Origin of the sequence: Perlabentimonas gracilis, from assembly GCF_011174675.1 — a bacterium.
GTDB classification, from domain to species: domain Bacteria; phylum Bacteroidota; class Bacteroidia; order Bacteroidales; family Tenuifilaceae; genus Perlabentimonas; species Perlabentimonas gracilis.
Genome location: NZ_JAANIG010000039.1, coordinates 21,818 through 36,921, shown reverse-complemented (window position 1 = coordinate 36,921; position 15,104 = coordinate 21,818). Strand labels below are relative to the sequence as shown.

The following is a 15,104-nucleotide window of genomic DNA, read 5'->3' as shown; positions in this document are numbered from 1 at the left end:
AGCGCTTTATCATGATCAATCAGGGCACTAGGGATCGGGAGTTCTTTTACTTTAGGCTAAGGAACTATTTCTCTTAGCACCTCAAAATAATATTTAGCCGGTCATATCAGCAAAAAACCACCAGCAACAATAACTAGCCAGTGGGTAAACCGTGAGTAAAAAAAGGAAGTGTAGGGCGATTTGGAGTATAAAGGTTTTAGGTAATTTTCAATAGGGTACATGGTTTTTTAATCTGTAAACCTGGGTTTCCAAACCATGCAAAAACACTCCCTACACCTCCATAGGCAAATGTAGGGCAAAGGATTTTTATAAAAAATACCCCAAAAGAGTGATAAAAAACGTATTGGTTTAGCTCACAACGTGTTAATCCTGTATACTAATCAGCAGAAAGGTCATTCCCATTTATCTTGGTGTACACCAGCATGGCCTCAACCCGGTTGCATACGCCCAGCTTGGCGTATATATGCTTTAGGTGCGATTTTACCGTTTGCAGGCTTATGCCCAGCTTGCTGGCAATCTCCTTATCCGCTAGGCCATCAATAAGCAGGTTCATGATCTCGGCCTCGCGGTTGGTTAGCTCCTTGGCCGAGTCCCAGTACCTAAACTTGGGCTGTGTAATAAACTGTATAATGCGGCTCGCCACCTTGGGGTTAATGCGCTTGCCCTTGTTCAGCACGTGGTCAATCTCATCCACAAGGGTGTTCCTTTGCGAGTCGTTCAGTAGTATCCAGTCGGCGCTAGCCAGTATGCCATCCAAATCCTTGGGCTGCTCCTGGGTAGTCTCCTCCGTCGAGAGGTAAAGGCACACCTTGGCCTGCTGCTTGTCTATCTGTTCAATCAGGGCCTTGCCCTCCTCACCCTTTAGGTTGATATTGAAGACCACCACCATCTGGTCATCCTCATCCCTCTGGTTAATGGTCTCCTGATCGTAGCCCGTCGACTCAACGGATTTAACCAAGCCCTGATCCTTAACGCGGTGAATGGTGTAGCCCTTCTTTTTAATCACCTTATCTACTACTGCAAGCCTAATCATTGGTTTTAGGATATCTTAAAAATCGACATAAAGATAAAGGAATTGCTATAATGGAGGGTAAAAACACCTAAAAAATTGCGCCCACTGGTGTTGGCTCGTCATGTCAACCTGCCTTAAATCTCTAATCTTTTTATATCTTTGCCCGTTCATTTTAAACTATACAACACCAACGCTTTATGGATTATAATTTCTCTGCAATAGAAGGCAAATGGCAGCAATACTGGAAGGAAAACAAAACCTACAAGGTTGATATTGACAAGGCCAAACCCAAGTTCTACGTGCTCGACATGTTCCCTTACCCCTCGGGCGCAGGGCTTCACGTGGGCCATCCGCTAGGCTACATTGCTTCCGATATCTACTCGCGCTACAAGCGCCTGCAGGGATTCAACGTGCTGCACCCCATGGGCTACGATGCCTTTGGCCTACCCGCCGAGCAGTACGCCATACAAACAGGGCAGCACCCGGCACTAACCACCGATATCAATATCAAAAGATACCGAGAGCAGCTCGATAAGATTGGCTTCAGCTACGACTGGGATCGCGAGGTGCGCACCTGCGAGCCCGAGTACTACCACTGGACCCAGTGGGCATTTGTAAAAATGTTTAAGCATTACTACAACAACGTTACGCAAAAAGCAGAACCCATTGAGCAGCTAGTAGCCGAATTTGAGCAAAACGGAAATACCAAAATTGATGCTGCCTGCAGCGAGATAGAAACATTCACCGCCGAGCAGTGGAGGGCTATGGACGAAAAGCAGCAGCAGGAAACGCTGCTTGCCTACCGCCTGGCATACCTTGCCGACACCATGGTGAACTGGTGCCCTGCGCTGGGAACCGTTCTGGCCAACGACGAGGTGAAGGAGGGCTTCTCGGTTCGTGGGGGTCACCCCGTGGAGCAGCGCAAGATGAAGCAGTGGTGCCTTCGCATTTCGGCCTACGCCGAGCGGTTGCTTAACGATTTGGAAACCCTCGACTGGACCGACTCGCTAAAAGAGATTCAGCGTAACTGGATTGGCCGCTCCGAGGGAGCCGAGGTTACCTTTAAAATAGATGGTAGCGACAATGGCATTCTGGTGTTCACCACCCGCCCCGATACCATTTACGGCGCAACCTTTATGGTGCTTGCACCCGAAAGCGAGCTGGTTGACCAGCTAACCACCCCTGAGTATAAGCAGGATGTGGAGGAGTACATCACCATGGCCAAGCGCAAAACCGAGCGCGAACGTCAGGCCGAGGCCAAAAAGGTTACGGGTCAGTTCACCGGCAGCTACGCCATAAACCCATTCACTGAGCAAAAAATTCCCATTTGGATAAGCGAGTACGTGCTGGCTGGCTATGGCACGGGTGCCATCATGGCCGTTCCGGCGCACGATAGCCGCGACTTTGTGTTTGCCAAAACCTTTGGCCTACCCATAGTGCAAACCGTTAGCCAACCCGGCGAAACGCCAACCGATACTGCCACCTGGACCGAATCGTACGATGCCAAGGAGGGAATAGTGATTAATAGCGGAATGCTCAACGGCCTTGAGGTGAAGGAGGCCATCCGCACCATCAACGAGAATATCGAGAAGCTAGGGCTGGGTCGTTGCAAGGTAAACTTCCGCCTGCGCGATGCCATCTTTAGCCGTCAGCGCTACTGGGGCGAGCCTTTCCCTGTTTACTATAAGGATGGCTTACCCTACGCCATCGACGAGGACAAGCTACCCCTTGAGCTACCCGAGGTAGATGCCTACCTGCCCACCGAGCAGGGCGAGCCACCACTTGGCCGCGCCAAGACCTGGCACACGCCCGAGGGCTACCCCTACGAGCTAAGCACCATGCCGGGCTTTGCAGGCTCATCGGCCTACTACCTTCGCTACATGGATCCCAAAAACGATAAGGGGCTTGTATCGAAAGAGGCCAACGAGTACTGGGAGAATGTTGACCTATACATTGGTGGAACCGAGCACGCCACGGGACACTTGGTTTACTCGCGCTTCTGGAACAAATTCCTGTTCGACCTTGGCTACGTTTGTAAAAACGAGCCATTCAAGAAGCTTATTAACCAGGGGATGATTCAGGGTCGCTCCAACTTTGTGTACAGGGTTAAGGGCACCAACCAATTTGTATCATATAATCTACGTAAAGACTACGATGTTACCGAAATACACGTTGATGTAAACATTGTAGAAAACGATGTGCTGGATACCGAAAAGTTCCGCGCATGGCGACCCGAGTTTGCCGAGGCCGAGTTTATACTCGAGAACGGTAAGTATATCTGCGGATGGGCGGTTGAGAAGATGAGCAAGAGCATGTACAACGTGGTAAACCCCGATGTTATTGTTGATAAGTACGGCGCCGACACGCTGCGCATCTACGAGATGTTCCTTGGCCCATTGGAACAGTCGAAGCCCTGGGATACCAACGGCATCGATGGTGTACATAAGTTCCTGCGTCGCCTTTGGCGCTTGTTTCAAAACGCAAACAACGAGGTAAGCATAAGCAACGATACCGCCACCAAGGATGAGCTAAAGGTTATCCACAAAACCATTAAAAAGATTAGCCAGGATATCGAGAACTTCAGCTTCAACACGGGCGTATCGGCATTCATGATCTGCGTAAACGAGCTAACCGATCTTAAATGCAACAAGCGCGAAGTGCTTGAACCGCTTACCATACTCATTGCACCCTACGCACCGCATATTGCCGAGGAGCTATGGCACATGCTGGGTCACCAGCAAAGCGTTTGCGATGCCCAGTGGCCAGAGTTTAAGGAGGAGTACTTGGTTGAGAGCTCGTTCACCTGCCCCATATCGTTCAACGGGAAAACAAGGTTTACCCTCGATATCCCGCTAAACCTACCCAAGGATGAGGTTGAAAAGATGGTGCTTGCCCATGAGCAAACCGCCCGTTTCCTCGATGGCAAGTCGCCCAAGAAAATAATTGTGGTGCCCAATAAGATTGTAAACATTGTGGTGTAAAGGTTACCAAAAGGATGTAAACAAAAAACGGAGGTGTGGCTACACCTCCGTTTTTTGCATGATATACAGAACAAGGCTAATCGTCGGCCATTGCATCTTCAAGTCGATACTGCGCAATCTTTTGCTTACTCTTCACATCCTTAAGCTTCTGCTTATTCTTCTTTAGGTTGGTTTTCCCCTTCACTATCTGCTTACCAGCCCTAGTATAGTTTTTTTCGCTCTCCTTAATGCTCGATTTAACGGCCTTAAGCTCTGCTTTATACTCCGTGGCAAGCTGCTTAAGCTCAACCTTGGCGTCGGCTCGCTCCTCCCTATCCTTCGACTTGAGCCTCTTCTCAATACTTTTCTTGTTCTTGTTGTAGGTTTTGGTAAGCTGCTTCTCCTGCTTTGCAAATGATTTCTTTTCGCTTTGCGACGATTTCTTGAGGTTTTCGCCCTCGCTAATCATAGCTTGGCTTTCGGATATTGCATCCTCTACAATACGCACCTTCTCCACCGCCTCGTCGTACTTTTGCTGATAACGTGTAACCTTATCTACCTCCTGAGCATTTAAGCTAACAATGCCAAAGGTAACAACCATGGCTATTAGTAGGATATTTTTCATTTTGTATAACAGTGAATTACAAAATCAGGTAATACAAACATAACCAAAATATCTAAATAATTATTCTTGGTTTCGTTGAGAATTTTATCTAAACTTGACTTTTTAATAATTGGTAACCCTCTTTTAAAGGCCAAATGATTCCTTTAGACATTATTCATACGGTAAGTAGCAATTTAGGTTTCGATGCATGTGGAGTTTGCGAAGCAAAAGCCTTCCGCAGCGAAAGGGATCAGCTGCTCCACTGGCTACACAAGGGCATGCACGCCGATATGGGCTATATGGAGCGAAATTTGGAAAAACGCATCGACCCTACCCTGCTGGTGCCGGGGGCAAAATCCGTAATCTCTGTTCTGCTAAGCTACTATCCTGGCAACCCAACCATTGCAACCCAACCGCCCAAAATTTCGCGTTACGCCCTATGCACCGATTATCACACGGTGATTAAACAGATGCTTTGGCAGATGCTTGAATTGCTGCGTAAAGAGTGTGGGCCAGTAAATGGCCGTGCCTTTGTCGACTCGGCCCCGGTGCTCGAGAGGGCTTGGGCACAAAACGCTGGGTTGGGCTGGATTGGCAAGAATGGGTTGCTTATACATCCGAAGCTAGGTACGTATACATTTATTGGTGAGCTAATTGTTGACATAGAGATTGAGCCCTCAAACAGCACCGTTACCAACCGCTGTGGAACCTGCACCCGCTGTATGGATGCTTGCCCCACCGGGGCAATAGTTAAACCCGGAGTGGTTGATGCCCGCCGCTGCATCTCGTACCTAACCATCGAGAAGAAAACGCCACTAGCTGAGCAAGAACGGCAAAGCCTCAATGGCTGGTGCTTTGGTTGCGATATTTGTCAGGAGGTGTGCCCGTGGAATGGCAAGCTGGAAACAACAAAATGCCAAGGATTACAGCCTAAAGCAGAAATTCTTGGGCTAAACGCCCAATCCATTCTAAACCTATCGAACGAAGACTTCCATAATATCTTTGGCGAAACGCCTATAAGTAGAGCGGGATATGAACATTTTATGCTAAATTGCAAAAGCATTACTAATCGCTAAACAATACCAAACTGCACCTAAAATTCTAAAAATGGAACCAAAAAAGATATCACTCACCCTAAAGTCGGGTGAAAAGCTTTTTGCTTGGTATGTTAACCCCTCCGTTACGCCCCGAGCAGTTATTTGCCTTAACCACGGGTGGGGCGAACACTCGCTTAGGTATAAAGACTGGGCAAACAGATTCGTTCAGAACGAGTATGCATTTATCACCTGGGATCACTACGGGCACGGGCAATCGGAAGGGAAACGGGGGCATATTCCAAATTACGACGTGTTCATGGAGGAGATAAATCTAGCCATAGATAAGACCAACCAGCTATTTCCGGGTATCCCTGTTGTGCTATACGGCCATAGCATGGGAGGAAATATCGCCATAAACTTTGCGCTACGCCAAACCAACCCAATTGATTTGCTAATTGCCACATCGCCATGGATAGAGCTGGCCAACGAGCCCTCGAAGTTAATGGGGGCATTGGTTCGGGTACTTAACCGAATAGCGCCAGGATTGCAAATTACAGCCCCCCTTAATGCCGATGGCATTTGCCATGTTGAAGAGGAGGTGAAAGCCTACCGAACCGACCCGCTAAACCATAGTAAGATAACACCCCGATTACTCACCAGCATTTCCAGCGCAGGCAAATATGCTGTGCAAAACATTGCGAAGCTCCGTAAACCATTCCTACTCCTGCATGGCGATGCCGACCCAATTACTTTGTACAGCGCATCAAAAGAGCTACTAAAAGAGTGCAGCACATGCAGCTTTATCCCCTTTAAGGATATGTACCACGAGCTGCACAACGAGGCGATAAAGGACGAAGTGTTTAATGTTATTAAGCAATGGCTCACAGGAAATCTGGAGGATCATCCGTAGTTAGAGGATGACAGAACAGCAACTAGCGGATAGCGGTGAAAGTGTCTGCAATACCCTGAGCGCTTCGAAGAGTCGGAGTGAGTGAAGGAGTGATTGAGTGACCCTGCTTGCCAGCAGGCAAGCTGCCTGACTGACGTCAGCGGGCAGGTTGATTGAATGATTGAGTTGAGCAGTGACGAGTGAACTCGGCAAACCATTGCCAACTGCTATTTGCCAACTGTCAACTTTAAGAATGATTGAGCTTAGATTTGAGCAGTGGGGTTGCGGGCAGTGAAAAGGTTATTCGGTTAAAAAGATTCAATATATTGTTTACATAAATCACTTTTATCGATATTTTGCTGTTATATTTAAGCATAAATAGGTTTTAATTAAATGTCGAAAATATTCAGAACGATAGTAGAGGTTAAGCAGTATCCTTATAGGATTGGTTATACCACACCTATGCTTATGCTAGGTTCGTGCTTTACCGATAACATTGGGAGCATGTTGGCTGAGCGAAAGTTTCCTGTACTAATAAATCCATTTGGAGTAGTGTACAATCCGGTATCGGTAGCTTTGGTGCTTAACCGAATTATATCAGGCAATGCATATCACGAGAAGGACTTGCTACTCCACAATAACCTTTGGCTAAGCCTACATCACCATACCAGTTTCTCACGGGTCGACAAGGCCGACTGCCTAACCAATATCAATAGGCAGCTGGAGAATGCGCATACCCATTGGTCTAAAGCACAACTATTAATTATCACCTTTGGTACCGCCAGAATATATCAATTAAACAAAACCGGAGAGCCGGTGGCCAACTGTCACAAGATACCAGCCAAGGAATTTACGCGACGTATGCTCTCTGTGGATGAGATTGTAGAGGAGTGGAGCAACCTGCTTAACAGTTGCTTTGCCTCTAAACCCAACCTAAAAGTGTTGTTCACCGTTAGCCCGGTGCGGCACTGGAAGGATGGAGCCCACGGCAATCAGCTTAGCAAATCGACCCTTTTGCTGGCCATTGCCCAGCTGGTTGATCGGTTTCCCGAGAACGTGTTCTACTACCCATCGTATGAGATCATGATGGACGACCTGCGCGATTACCGATTCTATGCCGATGATATGCTTCACCCCTCCCCCATGGCCATTGAGTATATATGGGAGAAATTTCGTGGCGCATTCATCTCCCCCGAGGATGATAAAATCATCAAAGAAATAGAAAGCATTGTTCAAGCCTGCCGCCATCGGCCATTCAACGCCAACACCAAGGAGTATAAACTATTTGTGGTGAAGACTCGACAAAAAATTGCCGATATGGAAGCTCGGATTCCGGGAGTTTCTTTTGAAGAAGAATTACTATCATTGCCAGCAAATTTGTAAGCAATGGTTGTTGGAATTATTGGTGGGGGCGCTGCGGGATTTTTTGCGGCCATCGCGGTAAAGGAGAACTACCCGAGCGCCAGGGTAACCATTTTGGAGAAATCGAAAAAAGTGCTCTCCAAGGTAAAGATATCAGGTGGAGGAAGGTGTAATGTTACCAATGGTTGCACTCGTATCTCGGAGCTGATAAAAGCATACCCCAGAGGAGGACGAAACCTAAAAAAGGCGTTCCACACCTTCAGTAACAACGATACCATTAGCTGGTTCGAATCGCGGGGCGTAAAGCTGGTAACCCAACCCGATGGCTGCGTTTTTCCCCAGTCGCAAAGTTCGCAAACCATTATCGATTGCCTAACCGGCGAGGCAAAAAAACTAGGTGTAGTTGTTAAAACCGAAAAACCAGCCAGCGGCATTACTCCAAAGGATGATAGCCTTGAGGTTATGATTGCCAACGGCAATGAATCATATGCATTCAACAAGGTAATTGTTACCACTGGCGGATCGCCAAAAAGAACGGGTTTGCAATGGCTCGAGGAGCTTGGCCATAAAATCTCCGATCCTGTTCCATCGCTCTTCTCGTTTAATATTCCCAATCAGCACATTACCCAACTTATGGGAATTGTGGTTGATAATGTAATCCTTGGCATTCAGGGAACAAAGATTAAAAGCGAGGGCACCCTTCTAATCACCCATTGGGGAATGAGTGGGCCAGCAATCCTTAAGCTTTCGTCGTATGCTGCAAGGACAGTAAGCGAAATGAGCTACAACTTCAACTTACAGATAAACTGGATAAACCAACCCAACAACGAGCTGGTTTCCACCGAACTTTTTGAACAATCGAAGAGTAACCCTAAAAAGCAGCTTGCCAATGCTAGGCCATACAACCTACCCGAACGATTATGGGAATATCTGCTAGCCAAAGCCGAACTACCGCCAGCAAAAAGGTGGGAGGAGGTTGGTAAAAGAGGAATCAACAAGCTGGTAGAAACTCTTACCAATGATATTTATAACGTTAAAGGGAAGGCTACTCATAAGGAGGAGTTCGTAACCTGTGGTGGGGTTAGCCTCGATAGCGTAGACCTGCATACCATGCAGAGCAAGGTGTGCAAAAGCCTTTACTTTGCAGGTGAAGTGCTCGATATTGATGCCATTACAGGTGGATTTAACCTACAAGCCGCTTGGACCACCGGATATATTGCAGGGCAACTGGGGTAGTATCTATCAAAAATTGTTGTTCGTATCAAAAATGCAAAACATATTTACCAACTTTGTGTTGATTGAAAACAGTATCTTTCGAGGTGCTTAGCCCATCAAATTGGGCATAGAATAGTTAAAAAATAAATTCGATAGAAAATGGAATACGAGCTAAACGATATCCTTATTGCATTTGGATTAACCCTATTTGCTGGCCTATCCACAGGGATTGGAAGCGCCATCGCCTTCTTCACCAAGCACACAAACACCAAGTTCCTGTCGGTTGCGCTGGGCTTTTCGGCGGGTGTAATGATATACGTTTCGTTTATGGAGATACTCACCAAGGCTCGCGAGTCGCTTGTCGAAGCAGCGGGGTACACCTCTGGGTCATGGATAACTGTAGGATCATTTTTTGCTGGTATTGCGCTTATTGCCATAATCGACAAGCTAATTCCCTCTGCCGAGAACCCCCACGAGATAAAGCTAGTTGAAGAGGCCGACCAAAAACCCCAGAAGGACAAAAGGTTAATGCGAATGGGGGTTTTCACAGCGCTTGCCATTGCCATACACAACTTCCCCGAGGGGCTAGCCACATTTACAGCGGCTCTAACCGATCCCAGCTTAGGTATTGCCATTGCCGTGGCCATTGCCATTCACAATATCCCCGAGGGAATTGCTGTATCGGTTCCCATAGTTTATGCAACGGGTAATAAAAAGAAAGCATTTACCCTCTCGTTCCTGTCGGGCTTGGCCGAGCCTGTTGGGGCGCTGGTTGGATACCTAATTCTGCTGCCATTCCTCACCGAGCTAACCTTTGGAATTCTATTTGCAGGTGTGGCCGGTATTATGGTTTTTATATCCATAGATGAACTTCTACCCGCCGCCCGGGAATATGGTGAGCACCACCTATCAATATACGGGCTAATAGGTGGTATGGCCGTTATGGCCGTTAGCTTGCTGATGTTTATATAGCATTTTAATAACAGTACTTTGCCTGCTTTTGCTCCAACAAACTTTGGCCCCTAGTTATTCATCAATCGCATTCGTGGCATCTTCTATGCAGTTAAAATCAAAATCATAACTTTACAGCAAAATGTTGCGCTATGAAAAAGATACTTGCATTCATTATTCTCGTTAGCCTTTCGGCAACCCTGTTTGCACAGGTAACTTTTATCCTAAAATCGATTCCCGAGAATACCCCCCGCGACTCAAAATTTTACCTAGCCGGTATGCTCAACAAGTGGCAACCCAACAATCCCGAGTATGAGTTTACAGAGGACAACCTAGGGCGACTATCGCTTACCCTTGAGGCCGTACCCGATACCTTTGAGTACAAAATTTGTCGCGGCGACTGGACCTCTGTAGAAGTTGACTCTGCAGGCAGGGATATTGCCAACAGGCTATATGTCGATTCCCTGGGCAATACAATTGTTCTGGATATTAAAAACTGGCGCGATAGGATAAACCCACGGCAGCTGGTGTCCACCGCATCAAAAAGCGTGTTCTTTACGCCCACCAGCATCGAGATTCCACAGCTTAACCGTAGGCGTACAGTGCGTGTTTACTTCCCTCCCAACTACTCGTCGAGCCAAGGCTTTCCGGTGATATATATGTTCGACGGGCAAAATCTTTTCGATGCATCCACCGCTTTTGCTGGCGAGTGGCGGGTTGATGAGATTATGGACAGCCTATTCGAACGCCGAGGGCTTGGCTGCATTGTGGTGGCCATATATCATGGCGAGGACGAGAGGCTAAACGAGTACACCCCGTGGCCCAACGCCGATAAGCTGGGCGGAGATGGAGCCAAATTTGCCCGATTCATTGTGCGCGACCTCAAGCCTTACATCGATAAGTACTACCGCACCCTACCCGACAGGAACAACACCATTATTATGGGCAGCTCGTTGGGTGGACTAATGGCGCTTTACACTGCTTTGGAGTACCCAAGGGTATTTGGCAAGGTGGGGGCTTTCTCTCCGTCGCTCTGGTGGAGCGAGGAGGCCTTTACCCAGATAGAGAAGTTCCGCAAGCGTCAATTCCAAAAGATATACCTATACGGCGGCGAGAAGGAGAGCGAGAGCCTAATTCCCAATATCGATAGGGCCGAGAAGATGCTGCAGGAGGTGGGTTTTTCGGAGAATGAGATATTTAAAAGCATTGCCCCCGATGGCCGCCATAACGAGTACTACTGGGGTCGAGAATTCCCCGAAGCCCTTAAGTGGATGTTTGGCATTCAGTAAGCATAAATGCAAAATGGGAGCTGCCGCTCCCATTTTTTTGTATTGGTCATATTATTCAAGCTATGAAATATACCGACCGTGACAATTGTTACAAATATAGGTTAAATACATTAAATTGCAATACCCAAACCCCCCATAAAAAACTAACTAGCATTATAATAGTTCTGACATAGCATCATCTACCTCTTCATTAAGCTTGCTATGTAGTTTGGGGCAATGGTTGTTTTGGGGATTTTAAAATTGAACCAAGTTTGCAAGCTAAAATCTAGACCATTGTTGTGCATATAGTTATACAGCGCAGTTACCAATCCATCGCTGTAATGATTAGGGTTGCAACCTACTGTATCGATATGCTCGCAGGCGTTTTGCGCAAACGACTTTGGCTCTAGCGGAACCGCTTTAACGCCATACTTCTCGGGGTTTAGCCCAATGGGGCTGTGAACCGTCATAGTGAACCTGTGCCAAAATGCGCTTTGAATCAACCTGTTTGCAAATAGCTGACGTACAATCTCCAGTGCATCAATGGTTTCCTTGCTGGTTTGGGTTGGGAATCCGTACATCAAGTAGGCATGAATCATAATGCCTGCCTTTTTAAACGCCAGGGTCGATTTAACCAGCTGCTCAATGGTTACGCCCTTTTCCATTTTCTGCAGTAGCCTATCCGATGCCACCTCAATACCACCCGAAACGGCAATGCACCCCGACTTGGCAAGCAGCCTGCACAGCTCCGGGGTAAAGGCTTTCTCGAATCGGATATTGGTCCACCACGTTATGCTGATTTGTCGGGCAAGAATTTCATCGGCCAACTTTCTAAGTACCGCCGGCGATGCAGCCTCATCAACAAAATGAAAACCACGCTGGTTGGTTTGTGCAATAATAGCTTCAATCCTATCGCACAGCACCTGAGCGCTGGCTGGGCTGTATCGGTTGATATAATCGAGCGAGGTATCGCAAAATGCGCACTTATGCCAGTAGCAGCCATGCGCCAAAAACATCTTATTCCAACGCCCATTGCTCCAAAGGTTGTGCATTGGGTTGGTGGTTTCGGTAACCGAGATGTAATCGTTTAGGGGTAGCCCTTCGTAAATGGGCGTTCCTATGCTTGAGTGGTCAAAATCGGGTTCGGTTGCATTGTTGATATACTTAACCTCTCCATCCTCTAGAACATAAGTTCGCAAGAGCTGATTATCGCCCTTTGTTAAACGATTAAGTATTTTGAGCAAGGGCAGCTCGCCATCGTCTAAGCAAACATAATCCACCAGCTTGAAAAGGCGTGGCTCGTTTAAGCTGCGCAGTTCGGTATTTACAAATCCCCCACCAATAACAACCTTAATACTGGGATAATTCTGCTTAATAAACAGAGCAGACTTAAGCGCCATAATCAAATTCCCAGGGAAAGGAATAGTAAACCCTACCACCTTAGGACTATGCTCCTGTATGCTTTTATCGAGCAGGTTGAGCATAATTGTGGTGATTGGCGAATCGGTCTGCACCTCACGCTCAATCACATTATAATCCGATGCAAATAGCCCTATCTGCTCTGCATAGCGGCTAAACCCAAAGCGATTATCGATACATTCGGTAATAAAATCGCCTAAATCTTCAATAAAAAGCGTGGCCAAAAACTTAGCCTTGTCCTGTACACCGTCACACCCGAAATGCTTATTCAGATTTTGTTGGATATTGAACCGCTTGGCCTTGGGCAATGCACCGTTTACAATGGCATGGGCAAAAGTAGTATCCTTGCCCTGCAAGAATGCCATTACCGAATCGATATGCCTAATGTACTCACTCCTTGCTCCGAATATTTTCTTTGAGTTTGCCGAGCAACCCTTAACCTCAGCAACACTGAATAGGTGCTGCAATCCATCTCGCGAAAACATCTGCAGTATGCATGTAATGCTTAAATCGAGCTGAGCCACCGAAAACCCCTTCTCGTGCAAAAAGCCTTTAAGGCTGGGTGTTGCGGGATAGGGAGTGTTTAGCTGAATAAAGGGGGGAGTAATAAGAAGTATATCGACTTGTGCCACTGTGCTAAAATGTTGTTTGCACAAAAGTAGAATTACTTTTTTAGCATTGCTGATTATTACGATTGAAAATTACTAATATCCATACATCATTACAATCTATCGAACTAAGGCTGCTAAAAGAAGTTAAACGCGTTTGCTCGATGGTGGGCTGGGAAGACTTGGAAAGATCCGCCTGTCTTTTGGCGGACTTTCCAAGGTCAAGCGGGAAAGTTTAGAGTCCCCGTTAAGGCCAACCTACCTTCGGTAGGTTGCACCTGATCGGGACTATCATTAGCAAGTGTTGCTAGCTGGAGGCTGGTGTATCCCAATCCTGACAGGTTTTGAAAACCTGTCAGGATTTTCAAGGCTGCCTGATTGAAACAATGTTCGGCTGTGGTTGTACCGCCGTCGTTCCATTTCAAGTAGGCTCCCGCTATTTGCAGGAAAAGTTGCATCTACGGACATCGCCTGCAAAGGCAAAAAGAATTAGCTTCGTAAATTAGGCAAAAGCCTGCCAAGATATATACGACTGAGGCTGGAGCGCTTGCTAAACGGGAAACGTTGGAATCTTGAGATATCACAAAACTCACTAGTGACTTATATTTCATTAAAAGAATTAATTGTTTTAAATAGAAATAATCTATACACCCCCATTCACCTATAACACAGACAATGTGTGGCCTGCAAGAACATCACAACGATTTGTGATGCGGTTATTTTGAAAACGTGATGATTATTATTATTTTAGCCACGTTTAAAAACACACCCTAACCTATGACCTACTGCCAAAAGGCATTTGCCTTGCTATACCTCATTTTATCATTACTAACCCAAACTTCTACTGGACAGAGTATTGATAGATTTAACATTGATAATTATGTTAGGTGGATTAGGAATTACCAAGAAGTAAGTAATATCAATATCCCACTGAATTCTTTAACCGATTCAGAACAACTACTCCTTTGTAACATAATCAAAGAAAATATGAAAGATTCCATCTTTGATATAAGATGGAGAAGCCTTACAGTGGGTAGTAATATTGTAGCTGGGAGTACGTCCAATCTGGTGAAAAGCGAACTTACTTCAATTATGCTACAGAATATTTACGACCTAGATAGTCGAATTGTTTATACTGCCTCACAGAATCTATTAGAATTAGAAGATGTAAAATATACTTCAGGACAGAAGGACACATTGGTGGATTTGATTTCTAGGATAAGTAATCCAAATATTTTAGTTACTCTATACAGGTTATGTGGGAAACAGGGGGTCTCAGAATCTATGCTACTTCTTAAGAATGTTAGCTTTTCTACTAATATTCCATTCTACCAACGTTGGGTTGCTCTTTCATCGCTAACAAGGCTAGGTAACGCTGAAGCCGAGAACCTTATGTCTGATTATTTGAACAGAATAGATATATCCTTAGATGCTATAAAAACACTTTACCCCTATATCCTTTTTTCAAAAAGCAGACAAAATATTAGCTATTTAATTGAACTTATTCAAAATAACAATTCTGGCTGTGAGTCTTCAAATCCAAACGTTTCAACCTCTATTCCCTGCTCATACCTTGTCCTTACCATAGTTGCACCAGAAATTGCCGAATTGAATTGGGAAGGAAAAGATGGATTACAATCTTTAGAACCCGAGGAAGCACTAAAGAAAGCTAGAGTCTTTTTTAAGAATATTGACAATAACTGGAGTTTTAAACGTGAATAAAATTTACACTACAAAATCTTTACTACTCACAATTCTTTTGCTTTCTGCATTATTTAA

General features: G+C 46.0%; 11 protein-coding genes. 8 read left to right on the top strand and 3 right to left on the bottom strand.

Going from position 1 to position 15,104, the window contains the following annotated elements; all coding sequences use genetic code 11:
- Nucleotides 1-376: 376 nt before the first annotated feature.
- Nucleotides 377-1,033: a response regulator transcription factor gene (locus tag G8O23_RS14360; RefSeq protein WP_166366045.1), complete on the bottom strand. Its 657-nt coding sequence runs from the start codon at nucleotides 1,031-1,033 to the stop codon at nucleotides 377-379.
- A gap of 176 nt (nucleotides 1,034-1,209) precedes the next feature.
- Here G8O23_RS14360 and leuS point away from each other — a divergent pair, with 176 nt between their 5' ends.
- Nucleotides 1,210-3,993, top strand: coding sequence for a leucine--tRNA ligase (gene leuS, locus G8O23_RS14355; RefSeq protein ID WP_166366043.1), 2,784 nt, complete (start codon nucleotides 1,210-1,212; stop codon nucleotides 3,991-3,993).
- 76 nt (nucleotides 3,994-4,069) lie between these two features.
- Here leuS and G8O23_RS14350 read toward each other — a convergent pair whose 3' ends face one another.
- On the bottom strand, nucleotides 4,070-4,597 hold the full coding sequence (locus G8O23_RS14350; protein WP_166366041.1) for a hypothetical protein: 528 nt from the start codon (nucleotides 4,595-4,597) through the stop codon (nucleotides 4,070-4,072).
- A gap of 134 nt (nucleotides 4,598-4,731) precedes the next feature.
- Here G8O23_RS14350 and queG point away from each other — a divergent pair, with 134 nt between their 5' ends.
- The 6 genes from queG to G8O23_RS14320 all read left to right on the top strand — a co-directional run bounded on the left by queG (nucleotide 4,732) and on the right by G8O23_RS14320 (nucleotide 11,319).
- The gene (queG, locus tag G8O23_RS14345; protein ID WP_166366039.1) at nucleotides 4,732-5,652 is read left to right on the top strand and encodes a tRNA epoxyqueuosine(34) reductase QueG; all 921 of its coding nucleotides are present in this window, start codon (nucleotides 4,732-4,734) and stop codon (nucleotides 5,650-5,652) included.
- A gap of 31 nt (nucleotides 5,653-5,683) precedes the next feature.
- Nucleotides 5,684-6,523, top strand: a complete 840-nt coding sequence (locus tag G8O23_RS14340) for an alpha/beta hydrolase (protein ID WP_166366037.1) — start codon at nucleotides 5,684-5,686, stop codon at nucleotides 6,521-6,523.
- Nucleotides 6,524-6,895: 372 nt separating this feature from the next.
- On the top strand, nucleotides 6,896-7,885 hold the full coding sequence (locus tag G8O23_RS14335) for a GSCFA domain-containing protein (RefSeq protein ID WP_166366035.1): 990 nt from the start codon (nucleotides 6,896-6,898) through the stop codon (nucleotides 7,883-7,885).
- A gap of 3 nt (nucleotides 7,886-7,888) precedes the next feature.
- Nucleotides 7,889-9,100 carry a BaiN/RdsA family NAD(P)/FAD-dependent oxidoreductase gene (locus tag G8O23_RS14330; RefSeq protein WP_166366033.1) on the top strand — a complete coding sequence of 404 codons (1,212 nt, stop codon included), beginning with the start codon at nucleotides 7,889-7,891 and terminating at the stop codon, nucleotides 9,098-9,100.
- Between the two features lie 138 nt (nucleotides 9,101-9,238).
- On the top strand, nucleotides 9,239-10,051 hold the full coding sequence (zupT, locus tag G8O23_RS14325; RefSeq protein WP_166366031.1) for a zinc transporter ZupT: 813 nt from the start codon (nucleotides 9,239-9,241) through the stop codon (nucleotides 10,049-10,051).
- Between the two features lie 131 nt (nucleotides 10,052-10,182).
- Nucleotides 10,183-11,319, top strand: a complete 1,137-nt coding sequence (locus tag G8O23_RS14320) for an alpha/beta hydrolase (RefSeq protein ID WP_166366029.1) — start codon at nucleotides 10,183-10,185, stop codon at nucleotides 11,317-11,319.
- A gap of 179 nt (nucleotides 11,320-11,498) precedes the next feature.
- Here G8O23_RS14320 and G8O23_RS17655 read toward each other — a convergent pair whose 3' ends face one another.
- Entirely contained in the window at nucleotides 11,499-13,349 is a 1,851-nt protein-coding gene (locus G8O23_RS17655; protein WP_166366027.1) for a B12-binding domain-containing radical SAM protein, read from the bottom strand.
- 963 nt (nucleotides 13,350-14,312) lie between these two features.
- Between G8O23_RS17655 and G8O23_RS14310 the strand changes: the two genes are divergently transcribed.
- A complete protein-coding gene (locus tag G8O23_RS14310; protein ID WP_166366025.1) occupies nucleotides 14,313-15,047 on the top strand; it encodes a hypothetical protein in 735 nt (244 codons plus the stop codon).
- Nucleotides 15,048-15,104 lie beyond the last annotated feature (57 nt).

Coding starts and splice junctions, on each gene's coding strand:
- G8O23_RS14360 (WP_166366045.1), bottom strand. CDS start 1,033: ATGATTAGGCTTGCAGTAGTAGATAAGGTGATTAAAAAGAAGGGCTAC.
- leuS (WP_166366043.1), top strand. CDS start 1,210: ATGGATTATAATTTCTCTGCAATAGAAGGCAAATGGCAGCAATACTGG.
- G8O23_RS14350 (WP_166366041.1), bottom strand. CDS start 4,597: ATGAAAAATATCCTACTAATAGCCATGGTTGTTACCTTTGGCATTGTT.
- queG (WP_166366039.1), top strand. CDS start 4,732: ATGATTCCTTTAGACATTATTCATACGGTAAGTAGCAATTTAGGTTTC.
- G8O23_RS14340 (WP_166366037.1), top strand. CDS start 5,684: ATGGAACCAAAAAAGATATCACTCACCCTAAAGTCGGGTGAAAAGCTT.
- G8O23_RS14335 (WP_166366035.1), top strand. CDS start 6,896: ATGTCGAAAATATTCAGAACGATAGTAGAGGTTAAGCAGTATCCTTAT.
- G8O23_RS14330 (WP_166366033.1), top strand. CDS start 7,889: ATGGTTGTTGGAATTATTGGTGGGGGCGCTGCGGGATTTTTTGCGGCC.
- zupT (WP_166366031.1), top strand. CDS start 9,239: ATGGAATACGAGCTAAACGATATCCTTATTGCATTTGGATTAACCCTA.
- G8O23_RS14320 (WP_166366029.1), top strand. CDS start 10,183: ATGAAAAAGATACTTGCATTCATTATTCTCGTTAGCCTTTCGGCAACC.
- G8O23_RS14310 (WP_166366025.1), top strand. CDS start 14,313: ATGAAAGATTCCATCTTTGATATAAGATGGAGAAGCCTTACAGTGGGT.